Raw genomic sequence first — 16,059 nt, 5'->3', positions numbered from 1 at the left:
CCACCCGTTTCCCAGACCACCAAGGGACACCCTTTTGATTACGCGTGCCTTCGACCGGTCGGCGATGAGCTGGTCCTACGAGATGCACCTCCAGCCCATGCTGTCCGCGAACGACATCGAGGGGCTGCCGTTCGGCTCCGTCTTCGGCAGCGTCCCCCCGCACACCGTCTCCAAGCGACACGCCCACCAGGACGGCGAGATGTTCATCGTCCTGGCCGGAAAGGCCGTCGTCGTGCTCGGGGACGAGGAGCGTGAGCTGGGGCCGGGCGAGGTCGTCCACCTGTCCCCGTTCGGCTTCCACGAGATCCGCAACGAGTCCGGCGAACCGTTCGACATCGTCTCGATCTACTGGGAGCACATACCCAGCGCCGTCGCCGCCCTCGAACAGCTGCCCCCGCGCAGCCGGCTCGCCGAGCGGACGCTGGTGTTCTGCCCTCCGCCCACCCCCAACGGCGGCCTGCACCTGGGCCACCTCGCGGGCCCGTACGTCCGGGCCGACATGCTGGTGCGCGCGCTGCGCAGCATGGGCCGCGACGCCCGGTACGTCACCGGCACCGACGACCACCAGTCCTACGTGGCCGCCGCCGCACGCCTGCGCGGCACACGGCCGGCCGAGGTGGCCCGGGCCGAAGGCGACGCCATCGTCGCGACCCTCCGCTCGGCCGGCGTCGGCGTCGACCGGCTCACGCGCCCGGCCACGGACCCCGGACACGCGGGCCGTGTCCGGGAGTTGTTCTCCCGGCTGGCCGCCTCGCCCGCGGTCAAGGAGGAGACGCGCGAGACGGCGTACTGCCCGAGCTGTGACCTGTCGTTGCACCAGGCGTTCGCGCGGGGGCACTGCGCGCACTGCGGCGCGGCCAGCGACGGGGAGATCTGCGAGGCCTGCGGCAGGCCCGGCGAGGCCCGGGAACTCATCGACCCCGTGTGCCGCATCTGCGGCACGCCGGCCGTGACCCGCCCGGAGCCGGCCCTCTGGCTGGACCTCGACGCCTACGCGGACCGGCTGCGGGACCACCTGCGCGACCGCTTCACCGCACCCGACCTCCAGGCCCTGGTCGAGCGGCTGCTGGACGAGGGCCTGCCCCCGTACCGGCTGGGCCGCACCGGCACCTGGGGGGTCGCCCTGGAGGACGGCCAGGCCCTCGACGCCTGGGCGGACCTCGCGCTCACCTTCCTCGACGCGGCCCGCACCGAGGCCGAGCGGCACGGCCCGGCGATGATCACCCTCTTCCTCGGCTACGACAACAGCTTCTACTACGCCGTCCTGCTGCCGGTCCTCGCCTTCGCCACCGGCCTGGAGGAGTTCCTGCCCGCCGCGTTCGTCACCAACCAGTTCCTGCACCTGGGGGAGGCGAAGTTCTCCACCAGCCGGGGCCACGCGGTCTGGGCCGCCGACGCCCTCGCCGCGGCCGGACCCGACGCCGTACGCCTCGCCCTGCTGCGCGAGGCCCCGGAAGGGCGCGTGACCCGCATCACCCCGGAGCGCGCCGGCCGGCTCACCCAGGACCCGCTGTACCGCGCCGCCCAGGACTGGCTGGACGGCTTCGCGGCCCTGACCGGCCGGAGCGACGGCCGGGTGCCCGGCACGGGCGCCTGGACGGACGCGCACCGCGAGTTCTACCGGTACCTCAACCTGGCCACCCGCCAGCTCGACGGCCTGCTGCTGCCGGAGTCGTTCAGCGCCCGCGGCTACGTCGCCCAGCTGGAGTCCTTCGTGACCCGCTGCGCCGAGTTCCGGGCGACGGAGGAGGCGGTGCGGGGGGTGGCGTCACTGGCCGAGGAAGCCCGCACCAGCCTGGCGCTCGAGTACCTCGCGGCCAAGGTGTTCGCCGCGCTGGCCTGGCCGGTCATGCCCGAGCTGGCCCAGCGGACCTGGGACTGGCTGGGCCTGCCCGCACAGCCGGTGCGCGAGGCCGACTGGACCTTCCTGCCCGCCGGCTCCCGGGTCGTGCCGGGCGCGCCGGGTACCACGGCGGCCGCCGCGACCGGGCGATCGTGAGCCAGGAGGGCACGCCGGTCCACCGGCGTGACGCGGAGGTGCCCCCGCGCGCGGATGTCGTGGTGGTGGGCGCCGGGATCACCGGCGCCGCCGTCGCCCACCAGCTGGCACGCCGGGGTGCGCGTGTCGTCGTGCTCGACAGGGCGGCACGGCCCGGCGCCGGTGCCACCGGCCACTCCGGCGGCATGGTGCGCGCCTACGACGAGGACCCGGCGATCGCCGCGCTGGCACTGCCGAGCCTGGCCGCCTACCGGGATCCCGGACGCTGGGCCTCGGGGCGGGCCCCGCTGCACGCGGTCGGCGCGGTCACGGTGGCGGACCCGGCGCGGGGCCCCGCCCTGCGGGAGGCCGCCGCGCGGATCAACGCCGCCCTGCGCGCCTCGGCGCACGTGGTGAGCGGCGTGGCCGAGGCCGCGGGGATCCACCTGGCCGACGGCATCGCCCTGGTCGAGCCGGAGGCCGGCTGGGTGGCACCGGCGGAGGTCACCGACGACTGGCTGCGGCAGGCGGTCGCCGACGGCGCCGCCGTCCACCGCGCGGTACGGGTACGTGCCGTGGAGGACCACGGCGGCCGCCCCGCGGTGGTGACCGACGCGGGAGTCATACGCGCCGGGGCGGTCGTCTCGGCGGTCGGGCCCTGGGCCGCCGACCCGGTACCGGGACTGCGGCCGGCCACGACCGTGCGCACCCGGTCGATCCAGGTGAGCATCGTCGAACGCCGGCCGCCCGCGCCGCCGCACGCGACCTTCGTCGACCTGCGCACCGGCCGGTACGCGAAGCCGGCCGGTGCGGACCGGACGCTCATCGGCATGCCGCACCTCGTCTGGGACTGCCCGCTCGACGCACCGCCGGACCCCGCGCACGCACAGGCCACCGTGTCCGCGCTCACCCCGCACCTGCCGTGGCTCCCGGAGGCACGCCACGTCACGACGATCCGCGCCGCGGACGCCTACGGCCCCGCGCCCGCCGGAGGTGCGGCCTCCGGTCTGCTGGACGGCACAGGCGTGCCGCACGTGTGGTCGGTGCGCGCCTGGAACGGCGGCGGCGTCAAGACGGCGCCCGAGGCCGGCCGCCTCGTCGCCGCCGCGGTGGCCGCCGGCACCCTTCCGCCGGCCGTCTGACACCGCCTGCCCGGCCGCGTCGTCCACCCACTCGTACTCGCTTCCCATCAAGGGGGAACAGTGACCCACTGCCATGACGTGATAGGCATCGGATTCGGCCCGGCCAACCTGGCCCTGGCCATCGCCCTCGAGGAAGAGGGCCACGACGTCGACGCACGCTTCCTGGAGAGCCGGCCGGGCCCGTCCTGGCAGAGCGCCATGATGCTCGACGGGTCGGACATCCAGAACCACCCGGTGCGCGACCTGGTCTCGTTGCGCAACCCGCGCAGCCGCTACAGCTTCATCAACTACCTCTTCGAGAACGACCGGTTGCTGGACCATCTCAACCTCCCGATGGAGTTCCCGCTGCGCAAGGAGTACGCGCGGTACGTCACCTGGGCCGCCGGCCACTTCGGCGGGCTCGTGGACTACGGGGTGCGCGTCACCGGCGTCGCCCTCGGCCGCGACGCGGCCGGCGAGCGGCACTACGTCGTCACCACGTCCGAGGGCGAGACCCTGCACGCGCGCACTCTCGTGATCGGCACCGGGCGCGCTCCTTTCGTCCCGGAACCGTTCGACTCCGTGGATTCCCCCCGCGTCTTCCACCTGACGCGTTACCTTCCGGCCCTGCGGCAGCTGGAGGAGCTCTACGGGGCAGGCCGGGAACCGCGCGCGGTGACGGTCGTCGGCGGCAGCCAGAGCGCGGTCGAGCTCACCCTCGACCTGGCCCGGCGCTTCCCCCGCACCGAAGTCACCACTCTGGTACGGTCTCTGACGCTCCGTGAGAAGGACTGCAGCCCGTTCAGCGAGGAGGGGTACTTCCCCGGCTTCACGGACTACTACTACCGCGCCTCCCGTGAACGCAAGGCCGCCATCGACTCGTTCATGCGCCTCACCAACTATTCGGCCGCCGACGGCGACGTGCTGCGCGAGCTGTACCGGCTGATCTACGAGCAGCGCCTGGACGGCGACCAGCGGGTGTTCGTCAGGGGCAGCCGCCAGGTCCGCGCCCTCGACGTGCGCGAGGACGGTGTCCGGCTCGGCGTGGAGGAGCTCAACACAGGGGAATCCGAGGAACTCGACGCGGACTTCGTCGTCCTGGCCACCGGGTTCCGTGACCTCGGGCCCGCCCCCCACCAGGAGCGCGTGCCCGCCCTCATGACCGGAATCGCCGGCGACTTCGCCTTCGACGACCACGGGTACCTGGACGTCGGCCCGGAGTACGACGTGCGGCCGACGGCGGCCGGCACTCCCGCGCTGTTCCTCAACGGCCTGTGCGAGTCCAGTCACGGCATCGGCGACGCGGGCTCCTTCAGCCTGCTGTCGCTCAGGGCCAAGGTCATCGCGGACGGCCTCAGGAAGCGTCTCCCGTAATGGAGACGGACATCGGCGCTCCGCCCGCCCGGGGCCGGACGTCCGCGGCAAGCGGCGGCGGGACCGCGCGCGGTGCGCCATGGACCATCGCCGGGCAGGTCTGCCGCGGTGTCCTCGGCGCCGGAATGCTGGTCATGCCTCCCGTCGTCGCCGCCCTGGCGCGCGACCACAGCCTGCTCGTCTGGTGCGCCCATCTGCTGCTCGGCGGCTGTGTCAGTCTCATGCTGGCCGCGCTGGTGCGCACCCGGGTCGGCCCGATGCCGTTGGCGGGCACCGTCGGCGCGTTGCTGGGCACATGGGCGGAACGGGCGGTGGACGCCGCCTTCGCCGTCGCTTTCACGGCCGGGCAGGCGGCGATCGCCTGGTTCACCGCGATGTGCCTGCTCGCGGCCGCCGACGGCGCTCCGCCGCGCCCCGGGGCAGCCGGTCTGCCGCTCGCTCTGGGAATCCTCGTGGTGGCCGTGGCGGCCGCGCTCAGCCCGCTGACGTTCCCGGCCGCGGTGCTCCGCGTGCGCCCCTGGGCCGCCGGGACCGTGGCCCTGGGCTGCGTCCTGTGGGGCGGTCCGGGCATTCCGGAGCAAGGCGCGCACTCGGCGCTGGCCCCGCCGGGGCTCTCGCCCCACGGGGCCGAGTGGCTGGCGCTGGCGGCGCTGTTCTTCGCCGGCGTCGGCTGGGAGGCGGTGACCGGCGTGGTCCCGGCGACCGCGTCCGGAGCGCGCGGCACCGCCCTCGGAGTGTGCCTGGGGATCGCCGGGGTGGCCGCCGTCCACCTGGGGCTCGCCGCGGTCCAGCGGTACGCCGGCGCGGTGCCGGCCGCGCCGGGAGCGTCTGCGGCACCGCTTCGCTGGACGCTCGCCGTGGCGACGGCCGCCGTCCTGACGTCCTACTGCGTCACCAATGTGCGCACGGCCGCCCGGATCGCCTCGCGGCTGTACCCCGGCGGGCGGCGTACCACCGGACGAGGCCCCGCCCGGGCCCTCGTCGCCGCCGTGGGCGCGGCGTGCTGCGCCTTCGCCCGGGCCGGAGCCGGGGACGGCGCCGTGCCGCTCCTGCTGCTCGGGCCGGCAGCGGCCGCCGTCATCGGTTACGCCCTCGGTGCCGCCGCAGCGGTGCGCCGGGGCGGGCCGGTCCTGCGGTGCGCCGGGGTGGCGGTCCTGCTGGTGCTCGGGGGCGTGTCGGCCCTCACGGTGCGCTCGCTCGTCAGCGCCTGAGCCGCGTCCCCGCTCCGTACCCCCGCCTGCCCGGCCGTGCCCCAACCCCCTCTTCTTCCCGTTGCTCACCGAGGAGACCCCGCATGATCGCCTCCACCATCGAATCCGAAGTACGCAGTTACTGCCGGAACTGGCCCGTGGTCTTCACCCATGGGCGCGGCAGCCGGATGTCCGACCGCGACGGCCGGACCTACCTGGACTTCTTCGCGGGTGCGAGCGCCCTGAACTACGGGCACAACCACCCCGTGCTCAAGCGCGCGCTGCTGGACTACCTCGAGCGGGACGGTGTCACCCACAGCCTGGACATGCTGACCGACGCCAAGGAGGACTTCCTCACGCAGTTCGGGGCCCGGGTGCTCGAGCCGCGCGGCCTCGACTACCGGGTGCAGTTCCCCGGTCCGACCGGCACCAACAGTGTGGAGGCCGCGCTGAAACTGGCCCGCAAGGTGACCGGGCGCCAGACCGTCGTCGCCTTCACCGGGGGCTTCCACGGCATGTCGCTGGGGTCTCTGGCCGTCACCGGGAACGCCACGAAGCGCGCGGGTGCCGGTGTTCCGCTCGGACACACCTGGCGCGTCCCTTACGACGGCTTCGACGGCGGCCGGGTGTGCGGGCTGCGGCTGCTGGACAGCATGCTGGCCGACAGCAGCAGCGGCATGGATCTGCCGGCCGCCGTCATCGTGGAGACCGTGCAGGGCGAGGGCGGCGTGAACCCGGCGCGCCTCACCTGGCTCGCCGACCTCGCGGAGCTGTGCGCCCGTCGCGAAGTCCTGCTGATCGTCGACGACATCCAGATGGGGTGCGGCCGCACCGGGCCGTTCTTCAGCTTCGAAGCCGCGGGCATCACCCCGGACATCGTGTGCCTGTCGAAATCCATCAGCGGATACGGTCTGCCGATGGCGCTCACCCTCTTCCGCACCGAGTTGGACGTCTGGCAGCCGGGGGAGCACAACGGCACGTTCCGCGGCAACAACCCGGCTTTCGTGACAGCGGCTGCCGCCCTCCGGGAGTTCTGGGCGGACAGCACTCTGGAGAAGCGGACCACGGCCCGGGAGTGCCTGCTCCAGGAGTCGCTGGGCGAACTCGCCCGGCGGCACCCGGACCAGGTGGCGGCCTCACGGGGGCGCGGCCTGGTGTGGGGGCTGTCCTTCCGGGAGCCGGGCATGGCCAGGAGGGCCGCCGCCGAGGCCTTCGCCCGCGGACTGCTGGTGGAGACGGCGGGCTCCCGCGACGAGGTGGTGAAGGTCATGCCCCCCTTGACCGTCACGGACGGGGAACTGGCCGAGGGACTGTCGGTGCTCCGGGAGGCCGTGGCCTCGGCCGTCGGCGGCCGACGGGCGCACGCCGTGGGCGCGCGCTGAGCGTACGAGACGTCGTCAGTGCACCGCCTCACTCCCCGTCCGTGCCCGCCGGCCCCGCGTTGTACCGCTCCAGGTACGCCGCGAACCGCACGAGGTCCTCCTCCGGCCACTCGGCGAGCCGTTCCCGGAAGGCGGCCCGGCGGCTGCGGGTGACCTGGGCCAGGATCTCCCGGCCGGCCTCCGTCAGGTGCAGCACCTGGACCCGGTGGTCCTCCGGGTCCAGCCGGCGCTCGATCAGCGCGGCCCGCTCCAGCGCGGCCACCTGCCGGCTCACCGTGGACTTGTCCAGCGCGTAGTGGGCCGCCAGGTCGGTCGCCCGGCAGCCGTCGCGTTCCTCCAGGTGTCCGAGCAGGGTGTACGACACCAGGGACAGCTCGGGGTGCATACGGCCCGCCGAGGCGCGGGCCCGGCGGGCGAAGATGGTCATCTCGCGCTGGATCGTCTCGACGGCCGACTCCGCTGCGCTCACGGGAAGTACCTCCTCCGGGGTTTCTAGTTGTATAGTACAACTTGAAGTGAAAGTTGTATAAGCCAACCTTTGGAGGTCGCGCGCGATGAGGTCACCGGCACTGCGCCATGTGCTCACGCACCTGATCACCCCGCTGCTGATGTGCGTAGGCATGGGGCTCGCCTACATGGGGGCGTTCGTCACCCCCGAGCCGCACCATCTGCCGGTCGCCGTCGTCGGCACCACCCCGCAGGCCAAGGTCTTCGCGCAGACGGTCAAGGACACCGCCGGTGAGAAGCTCGACGTGCGCACGGTGGCCACCCGCGCCGACGCCGTCGAGCTGCTCGAGTCCCGCGATGTCACCGGCGCCTACGTGCCGAGCGCCAAGGCGCCCGAGCTGCTGGTGGCGAGCGCCGCCTCCGACATGGGCGCCATGGCCGTCGAGAAGGTCTTCACCCCGGTCGCCGCCGGACAGGGCCTGCCGCTGAAGATCACCGACGTGGCCCGGCCGGTCGCCGACGACCCCACCGGGCAGGGCCTGTTCTTCCTGATGATCGCCGTCAGCATCGGCTCCTACGCCTCGGTCGCCGCCCTCGGCGCCGCCGGTGCCGCCCTCGCGATGCGCGTCCGCGCGCTGCTCGCCGTCGGTGTCTCCGCGGTGGTCAGCTGCGTCGGAGCGCTGCTCGCCGGGCCGGTGTTCCACCTCGCCCACCACGACCTCGCCGGTGTGTGGGGCATGGCCTGGCTGTACTCGGCGGGCATCCTGCTGATCGGCGTCGGCCTGCACACCTTCCTGAAGCGGTGGACCACGCTGACCATGATGGTGCTGTTCGTGATGCTGAACTTCACCAGCTCCGGCGGGCTGTTCCGGCCCGAGCTGCAGAACGGGTTCTTCGGCACCCTGCACGCCTTCTGGAACGGCGCCGGCTTCGTCGAGGGCGTCCGCAGCCTGCTGTACTTCGGCGACGACGGCCTCGGCCGCACGGTGTGGACCCTGGTGGTCTGGCTGCTGGCCGGCGTCCTGGTGACCGCGGCGGCCGCCCTGTACGAGGGCGCCGGCCGCACCCGCCGGGAAGCCGCCCAGGCCCAGGCCGGTGCCGAGGCCGGTGCCGTGTCCGCCGGGACCGAGACCGGGCGGACGGGCCCGCGGCACGCCAAGGACGAGGCCGCACGGGAGGCCGAGCGGGAGGCCGAGGAAGAGGCCGAGGAGTCGGTCGGCGTCTGAACTCGCCGGGGCGGAAGGCCCGTCGGGCCGTGGGGTATGGTGGCCGTCCGGCCGCGGGGACCCGCGGCCCCGAGGACGAGGAGGTGAGACCCATTACCGCTGTGTCGGCTGGGGTGCTCTCTCCTCGTGACGGCGCGGTACGCCGGCAGCGGTGACCGCGGGAGCGCCCTGAAGTCTCGCGCTCCCGAAAGGCTTTCCGCTTCCATGCCCGTACCCACCCCCATGACCCCTCCCGCCGTCGTCTCGGCGCTGCGCGCCGCCGGGTGCGTCTTCGCCGAGGACGAGGCCGAGTTGATCCTCGCCACCGCCCGCACCCCCGAGGAGGCGGCCGGCATGGTGGACCGGCGCGCCGCCGGGCTTCCCCTCGAACAGGTCCTCGGCTGGGCCCGGTTCCGCGGACTGCGCATCGCCGTGGAACCCGGGGTGTTCGTCCCCCGCCGCCGTACCGAGTTCCTGGCCGGCCAGGCGCTGGCCGCCGCGCCGGACGCGACCGTCGTCGTGGACCTGTGCTGCGGTTCCGGCGCGCTCGGCGCGGCCCTCGCCCACGCCCTGCCCGGCGCCGAGGTGCACGCCGCCGACATCGACCCGGCCGCCGTACGCTGTGCCCGCCGCAACCTCGCCCCCTTCGGCGGCCGGGCCCACCAGGGGGACCTGTACGACGCCCTGCCGCCCGGCCTGCGCGGCCGGGTGGCCCTGCTGACGGCCAACGTGCCCTACGTCCCCACCGCCGAGGTGCCCCTGCTCCCGGCGGAGGCCCGCGACCACGAACCGCTGATCGCGCTGGACGGCGGCGCCGACGGACTCGATGTGCTGCGCCGGGTCGCCGCCGGGGCGTCCGAGTGGCTCGCCCCCGGCGGGGGCCTGCTCACCGAGACCAGCGAACGCCAGGCCCCCGCCGCCGTACGCGCCTTCACCGAGGCGGGCCTGACGACCCGTCTGGCCGTCGACGAGGACCTGTACGCGCATGTGGTCATCGGCGTACGTCCCGCACCGGCGCGGTGACCGGCCCCGCCCGCCCGCTACCCCAGCTCCTGTGCCCGGGCGATGAGCAGCGCCACGTCGTCGTGGTTGTCCGGGTGGCGCAGCGTGCGCAGGAGGTGGTCGCAGGTCTCCTCCAGCGGGCGGGCGGGTTCGTCCAGCAGCGACAGCAGCAGGGCCAGCCGCTCGTCCAGCGAGTGGGAGCGGGTCTCCACCAGCCCGTCGGTGTAGAAGACCAGCTCGTCACCGGGCTCGAAGCCGACCGTGACGGTGGAGAAGCCGACCCCGCCCACCCCGAGCGGCACCCCGGTGGGCAGGTCGAGCAGCTCCGGCGGGCTGCCGGGCCGTACCCGGGCCGGCGGCAGATGGCCGGCGTTGGCGATCCGGCACTGGCGCAGATGCGGGTCGTACACGGCGTACACGCAGGTCGCGATGGAGTGGTCCAGGGCCGAGGTCGTCTTGTCCAGGTGCTCCAGCAGCCGGGCCGGGTCGAGGTCGAGCGCGGCCAGGGTGGTGGTCGCGGTGCGCAGCCGGCCCATCGTGGCGGCGGCGCTGACCCCGCTGCCCATCACATCGCCCACGACGAGCGCGGTCTTGCCGCCCTCCAGCGGGATGACGTCGAACCAGTCGCCGCCCACCTCGCTGGTGGCCCCGGCCGGCTGGTAGCGGGAGGCCACCTCCAGAGCGGTGGTGACGGGCGGGTGGCTGGGCAGCAGGCTGCGCTGGAGGGTGAGCGCGGTGTTGCGGGCGTTCTGGTACCAGCGCGCGTTGTCGATCTGCACGGCCGCGCGGGCCGCCAGCTCCCGCGCCAGCAGCACGTCGTCCTCGTCGAAGGGCGCCGGGTTGCGGGTGCGTTTGAGGTCCAGCGCGCCCAGCACCTCGCCGCGCGCGATCAGCGGCACCGCGAGGTACGAGTGCAGGCCCGCCCGGCCGAGCAGCACGGCCGCCTCCGCGGAGCGGGCGATCAGCGGCAGGTCCGCGTCCTTCACCCGCGGCACCAGCACCGCCTCGCCGGTGCGCACGCACTCGGTGACCAGCCGGTCCGGCCCGTACCGGGCGATCTGGCCGGGCGGGTCCGCGGCCCGGACCGCGTCGCTGCCCTCCGCCGGGCGCACGGCCAGCGCCCTGATCACCGCGGACTCCGAGGGCCCGAGCGCGCTGGGCCGGCCCTCGACCACCGCGTCCAGCAGGTCCACCGCCGCCACGTCCGCCAGCTCCGGCACCGCGACCTCGGCCAGCTCGCAGGCGGTGCGCTCCAGCTCCAGCGTGGTGCCGATCCGGGCCGAGGCGTCCGCGATCACCGCGAGCCGGCGGCGCGCGGTCTCCGCCTCGACCGAGGCCCGGTGCTGTTCGGTGATGTCGACCAGCGAGACGGCCACTCCGAGCACATGGCCCAGGGTGTCCTCCAGCCGGTACAGCGAGTGCGACCAGGTGTGGTCCTCGTCCGGGTCGGCCGGGGTGCGGCCGACCAGCGTGTCGTCGATCAGCGGCACACCGGTCTCCAGCACCCGCCGGGCCGCGGCCTCCAGGTCGCCCGCGTTCAGCAGCGGCACCACCTCCCGCAGCGTCCGGCCCACGTGCTCGGCGGCCGGCACCCCGTTGATGCGCTCCAGGGCGGGGTTGACGGAGACGAACCGCAGCTCGGTGTCCAGGACGCCGTAGCCGATCGGGGACTGCTTCACCATCCGCTCGGACAGCGCCACGTCCTGTTCCAGCCGCCGTACGGTCGACTGGTCGGCGGCCAGCCCGAGCGCGTAGACGTCCCCGCGGTCGTCCAGCAGCCGCATGTTGCGGAACTCCACCAGACGGGTGCTGCCGTCCTTGTGCCGGACCGGGAAGCCGCCCGCCCAGCTCTGCCCGGTGCGCATCACGTCGGCGAACAGCCTGCCCACCAGCCGGCTGTGCTCCTCGTGCACCATCAGCCGGGCGGCGTACTGGCCGAGGGCCTCCTCGGCGGTGTACCCGAACAGTTCCTCCGCCTGCGGACTCCACAGCACGATCCGGCCGTCCGTGTCCAGCACCACCGACGCCACGCCCAGGACGTCCAGCAGGCCGCCCGGGGGAACCGGCCCGCGCGCGGGCTCGCCGTTCTCCGTCGCCGGAGCCTCGGCCGCACTCATGCCACGCACCGCCTTCGCCCGTCCGCACGGCACGCCGTGCCTCGTGCCGACTGACCTCGTTCTACCGCGCTCACACCCGACTCTCCGCCACCGTCGCCGTTCTCCCTCCACCATCTCTCACCACGGCGGCGGACGTCCGCCGGAGCCGTCGCGCCGGTGGTGCGCCCGGCTCGGGACCCCCGCCGCGACCGTACCGCGCGGTCCCGGGGGCCGTGAGAGTTCACGCACATGGTGCGTGATTGGTCTGTACATGACGATGACGCCACGCCAGACTGTCCGCCGTCCGAGTGCCCCGTCGCCCGCCCGAGGAGCCGGCCATGCCCGCGTCCGCCCGGCAACGCTGTCACACCGTCCTCGCCGGACTGGTCACCCTCGTCACCGCCGCCGTCGTGTCCCTCGCCGCGCCCGCGCCCGCCTCGGCGGCCGGCACCTGGACCGAGACCGGCTCCGACCGCGCCGACCCGCTGACCGAGAGCCAGGGGCTGACCTCGGTGGAGGTCCCGGCGAACAGCCCGAACCGCTACACCGGCGCCGGCACCGTCCCGGTCGGCCTCGCCGCGCGCGGCTGGAACCACGTCGGCGACCCCGACGCCTCCTACGACGGCTTCTACATCGAGCCCTACCAGCGGGACTCCGGCAACTCGAAGATGTTCCGGGTGCAGGGGCCCGGCGGCGCGTGGTCGGAATACGTCCACACACTGGGCCCGGGCGAGGCGCTGAACAACTCCTGGGCCGCCGTCTCGCCCGACGGCCGGTGGATGCTCTCCGGCGAGTGGGGCACCATGACCCGCCTGCTGGTCTTCCCGACCCCGGGCGTCAACCCCGCCACCTCGCCCTCGGCGGACCTCCCGCAGGTCGCCACCGTCCGCCTGGACCACGCCGTCCGCGACGTCCAGGGCTGCGACTTCACCGGCCCCACCACCCTGCTGTGCTCCTCCGACGACCCCGAGGGCAGCCTCTTCGGCCTCACCAAGCCGCTGCTCCAGGTCGACCTCTCCGCCCCGCCGGACGGGACCGCCGACGTCACCGGGCATGTCACGGCGGTGCGCCAGTTGCCGTTGCGCAGTTCCTGCCAGGGCTCCTTCGAGGCGGAGGGCATCGACTACGACCGCCGCAGCGGCGTCCTGCGCGTGATCGTCGTATCGCCCGGTTTCTGCGTGCTGACGGACAGCAAGACGTACAAGTTCACCCGCGGCTGAGGTGTGCGCGACGGCGCGTGGTGCTTTCCTGGGGGTGGACGCGGTTCGGCGGGGTACCCCGTTCCACCGCAGCGCGGCCACGAAAGGAGCGATCATGGCAGACACGGAGCGGTCGCATCCGGAAACCGTCACGGTGGAGATCAGCGGATCGAAGGAGGACGCCCGCCTGGTGTTCGAGGCGCTCAGGTCCTGCTTCGCCTCCGACCGGGGCGCGGACGAGGAGCCCCAGCAGCTCCACGAGACCCGGCCGATGGTCTGGCTCGGCACCTACGACGTCGCCGAGACCCGGGGTTCCGGCTGCCCGCCGGTGCAGCTCGGGCAGCCGGTCCAGGCGGACGTCCAGGGCGGCTACTGGGCCGTCGACCGGTTCCGCACCACCCTGGACTCGATGTTCACCGTGAAGGAGACCTGTACGGCCTCCGGTGACCAGGAGCGGGACCTGCATCTGCGCCTGGAGAGCCGCTGAGTCACCGCGGCGACGCCCCGGCCGGTCGTCCCCGACCGGCCGGGGCGTACTGCGCCTGCCCGTACCCGAAGGACCAGTCGGCGTCGCCGTTCTCGGTCAGGGTGACCAGCACATTGCGCGGCTCGGTCCCGGTCCGCTCGTGCACCAGCTCGGCGATCCGCCGGTACACCGCCCGCTTGCGGCCGGCGTCCCGCCCGGCCCGCAGGGTGATCGCCACGAAGACCACCGAGTCGTCCCGCGGCACGCCCGGGTAGTCGCCGTGGCGCAGGGTGCTGCCGACGCCGTCGTGGCCGGTCAGCACCTGGAAGCGGTCCTCCGGGGGAATCCCCAGCGTCTCCACGAGGGCGTCCTGCACGGCCTGGCCGAGGGCGTCGAGGCGGGCGGGGTCGGTGCCGAGCGTGTCTATGCGGACGAAGGGCATGGCGGCGTCCTTTCGGGCGGCGGATCGGTCACAACTGACTGTACATACTAGTAGTTACACAGGCGACCGATTGTGCAACTAGTTGCACAAAGCCTCGGGCTTCCTCTACAACAAGAGGCGACGACACCGCGCACGGAGGGCCCGATGAGCCGTTACCCGCACCTGATGACCCCGCTCGACCTGGGCTTCACCACCCTGCCCAACCGCGTACTGATGGGCTCCATGCACGTCGGCCTGGAGGAGGCCGAGCGCGGCTTCGAGCGGATGGCGGCGTTCTACGCGGCCCGCGCGCGCGGCGGCGTGGGCCTCATCGTCACCGGCGGCATCGCCCCCAACGACGAGGGCCGGCCGTACGAGGGCGGGGCCAAGCTCACCACCGACGCGGAGGCCGAGCGGCACCGGGTGGTCACCGGGGCCGTGCACCGCGAGGGCGGCCGGATCGCCCTGCAGATCCTGCACTTCGGCCGGTACGCCTACCACCGCGACCTCGTCGCGCCCAGCCCCCTCCAGGCGCCCATCAGCCCCTTCGTGCCCCGCGAGCTGACCGACGCCGACGTCGAGCGCACCATCGACGACTACGCCCGCACCGCCCGCCTCGCCCGGCAGGCCGGCTACGACGGCGTCGAGATCATGGGCTCCGAGGGCTACCTGATCAACGAGTTCACCGCCGCGCAGACCAACCACCGCACCGACCGCTGGGGCGGCTCGTACGAGAACCGGATGCGCTTCCCCGTCGAGATCGTCAAGCGGGTCCGCGAGGCCGTCGGCGAGGACTTCATCGTCATCTACCGGCTGTCCATGCTGGACCTGGTCCCGGGCGGCTCCTCGCTGGCGGAGGTGATCACCCTCGGCAAGGCGGTGGAGGCCGCCGGCGCGACGATCATCAACACCGGCATCGGCTGGCACGAGGCGCGCATCCCCACCATCGCCACCTCCGTGCCGCGCGGCGCCTACACCTGGGTCACCAAGAAGCTCATGGGCGAGGTGTCCGTCCCGCTGGTCACCACCAACCGCATCAACACCCCGGAACTCGCCGAGGAACTGCTCGCCGACGGCTGCGCCGACATGGTGTCCCTGGCCCGCCCGATGCTCGCCGACCCCGACTTCGTCGCCAAGGCCGCCGCCGGCACCCCCGAGGCCATCAACACCTGCATCGGCTGCAACCAGGCCTGCCTCGACCACACCTTCAGCGGGCAGATCACCTCCTGCCTGGTCAATCCGCGCGCCTGCCACGAGACCGAGCTGGTCCTCGCGCCGACCCGGCTGAAGAAGCGCGTCGCCGTGGTCGGCGCCGGCCCGGCCGGCCTCGCCTGCGCGGTCTCCGCCGCCGAACGCGGCCACGCCGTCACCCTGTTCGACGCGGCGGGCGAGATCGGCGGACAGCTCAACGTCGCCCGCAAGGTGCCCGGCAAGCAGGAGTTCGACGAGACGCTGCGCTACTTCCGCCACCAGCTCGACGCGCACGGTGTCGACGTCCGTCTGGACACCTGGGTGGAGGCCGCCGACCTGGACGGCTACGACGAGGTCGTGGTCGCCACCGGCGTCACCCCGCGCACCCCGGACATCCCCGGCATCGACCACCCCCGCGTCCTCGGCTACCTCGACGTGCTCCAGGGCGCCCCCGTCGGCGACCGCGTCGCCGTCCTCGGCGCCGGCGGCATCGGCTTCGACGTCGCCGAGTACCTCACCGACGGCGGCGACAAGGCGAGCGAGGACCCGCGGACCTACTTCCGGCACTGGGGCGTCGACATGGACTACCGGGCGCCCGGCGGCCTCACCGCCCCCGAGCGGCCCGCCCCGCCCCGCCAGGTGCACCTGCTCCAGCGCAAGACCAGCAAGGTCGGCGCCGGCCTCGGCAAGACCACCGGCTGGATCCACCGCACCGAGCTGAAGCACCGGGGCGTGACCATGGTGCCGGGCGTGCGCTACGACCGGATCGACGACGCCGGCCTGCACATCACCGTCGGCGAGGAGAGCACCGTCCTAGAGGTCGACACGGTCGTGCTGTGCACCGGCCAGGAACCGCGCCGCGGCCTGTACGAGGCGCTGATCGCCGCCGGCCGCAGCGCCCACCTCATCGGCGGCGCCGACGTCGCCGCGGAGCTGGACGCCAAGCGGGCGATCAAGCAGGGCACGGAGCTGGCGGCGACCCTGTAG

13 protein-coding genes are annotated in these 16,059 nt (G+C 73.8%); 10 read left to right on the top strand and 3 right to left on the bottom strand.

Annotated elements, in window-relative coordinates; genetic code table 11:
* The first annotated feature begins 34 nt into the window (after nucleotides 1–34).
* From IE251_RS24945 to ectB, 5 genes are all read left to right on the top strand, one after another.
* Nucleotides 35–1,999, top strand: a complete 1,965-nt coding sequence (locus IE251_RS24945) for a class I tRNA ligase family protein (protein WP_189755238.1) — start codon at nucleotides 35–37, stop codon at nucleotides 1,997–1,999.
* Entirely contained in the window at nucleotides 1,996–3,120 is a 1,125-nt protein-coding gene (locus tag IE251_RS24940; protein ID WP_229896917.1) for an NAD(P)/FAD-dependent oxidoreductase, read from the top strand. Before IE251_RS24945 ends, IE251_RS24940 begins: the two co-directional genes overlap by 4 nt.
* A 60-nt stretch (nucleotides 3,121–3,180) precedes the next feature.
* A complete protein-coding gene (locus tag IE251_RS24935) occupies nucleotides 3,181–4,473 on the top strand; it encodes a lysine N(6)-hydroxylase/L-ornithine N(5)-oxygenase family protein (protein ID WP_189755237.1) in 1,293 nt (430 codons plus the stop codon).
* 134 nt (nucleotides 4,474–4,607) lie between these two features.
* Complete coding sequence (locus tag IE251_RS24930) at nucleotides 4,608–5,684, top strand: amino acid:polyamine antiporter (protein WP_229896915.1); 1,077 nt, start codon at nucleotides 4,608–4,610, stop codon at nucleotides 5,682–5,684.
* Nucleotides 5,685–5,767: 83 nt separating this feature from the next.
* Nucleotides 5,768–7,045 (top strand): diaminobutyrate--2-oxoglutarate transaminase, encoded by a 1,278-nt coding sequence (gene ectB / locus IE251_RS24925; RefSeq protein WP_189755236.1) that lies wholly within the window; start codon nucleotides 5,768–5,770, stop codon nucleotides 7,043–7,045.
* Between the two features lie 28 nt (nucleotides 7,046–7,073).
* Here the strand turns inward: ectB and IE251_RS24920 are convergent, their stop codons facing one another.
* The gene (locus tag IE251_RS24920) at nucleotides 7,074–7,514 is read right to left on the bottom strand and encodes a MarR family winged helix-turn-helix transcriptional regulator (RefSeq protein ID WP_189755235.1); all 441 of its coding nucleotides are present in this window, start codon (nucleotides 7,512–7,514) and stop codon (nucleotides 7,074–7,076) included.
* Between the two features lie 85 nt (nucleotides 7,515–7,599).
* Between IE251_RS24920 and IE251_RS24915 the strand changes: the two genes are divergently transcribed.
* On the top strand, nucleotides 7,600–8,718 hold the full coding sequence (locus IE251_RS24915; RefSeq protein ID WP_189755234.1) for an ABC-2 transporter permease: 1,119 nt from the start codon (nucleotides 7,600–7,602) through the stop codon (nucleotides 8,716–8,718).
* Nucleotides 8,719–8,922: 204 nt separating this feature from the next.
* The gene (locus IE251_RS24910) at nucleotides 8,923–9,720 is read left to right on the top strand and encodes a putative protein N(5)-glutamine methyltransferase (RefSeq protein ID WP_189755233.1); all 798 of its coding nucleotides are present in this window, start codon (nucleotides 8,923–8,925) and stop codon (nucleotides 9,718–9,720) included.
* A 17-nt stretch (nucleotides 9,721–9,737) separates the two neighbouring features.
* On the opposite strand, the gene IE251_RS24905 is transcribed toward IE251_RS24910, so the two are convergent.
* A complete protein-coding gene (locus IE251_RS24905; protein ID WP_189755232.1) occupies nucleotides 9,738–11,816 on the bottom strand; it encodes a SpoIIE family protein phosphatase in 2,079 nt (692 codons plus the stop codon).
* Nucleotides 11,817–12,133: 317 nt separating this feature from the next.
* Here IE251_RS24905 and IE251_RS24900 point away from each other — a divergent pair, with 317 nt between their 5' ends.
* Nucleotides 12,134–13,015: a hypothetical protein gene (locus tag IE251_RS24900; protein WP_189755231.1), complete on the top strand. Its 882-nt coding sequence runs from the start codon at nucleotides 12,134–12,136 to the stop codon at nucleotides 13,013–13,015.
* Between the two features lie 94 nt (nucleotides 13,016–13,109).
* Entirely contained in the window at nucleotides 13,110–13,481 is a 372-nt protein-coding gene (locus tag IE251_RS24895) for a hypothetical protein (protein WP_189755230.1), read from the top strand.
* A 1-nt stretch (nucleotide 13,482) separates the two neighbouring features.
* Here IE251_RS24895 and IE251_RS24890 read toward each other — a convergent pair whose 3' ends face one another.
* A complete protein-coding gene (locus IE251_RS24890; RefSeq protein WP_189755229.1) occupies nucleotides 13,483–13,902 on the bottom strand; it encodes a tautomerase family protein in 420 nt (139 codons plus the stop codon).
* Nucleotides 13,903–14,046: 144 nt separating this feature from the next.
* Here IE251_RS24890 and IE251_RS24885 point away from each other — a divergent pair, with 144 nt between their 5' ends.
* Nucleotides 14,047–16,059 (top strand): oxidoreductase, encoded by a 2,013-nt coding sequence (locus tag IE251_RS24885; protein WP_189755228.1) that lies wholly within the window; start codon nucleotides 14,047–14,049, stop codon nucleotides 16,057–16,059.

Source organism: Streptomyces eurythermus (assembly GCF_014649115.1).
Lineage (GTDB): Bacteria > Actinomycetota > Actinomycetes > Streptomycetales > Streptomycetaceae > Streptomyces > Streptomyces eurythermus.
This window is presented reverse-complemented; position numbering and strand designations above follow the sequence as displayed.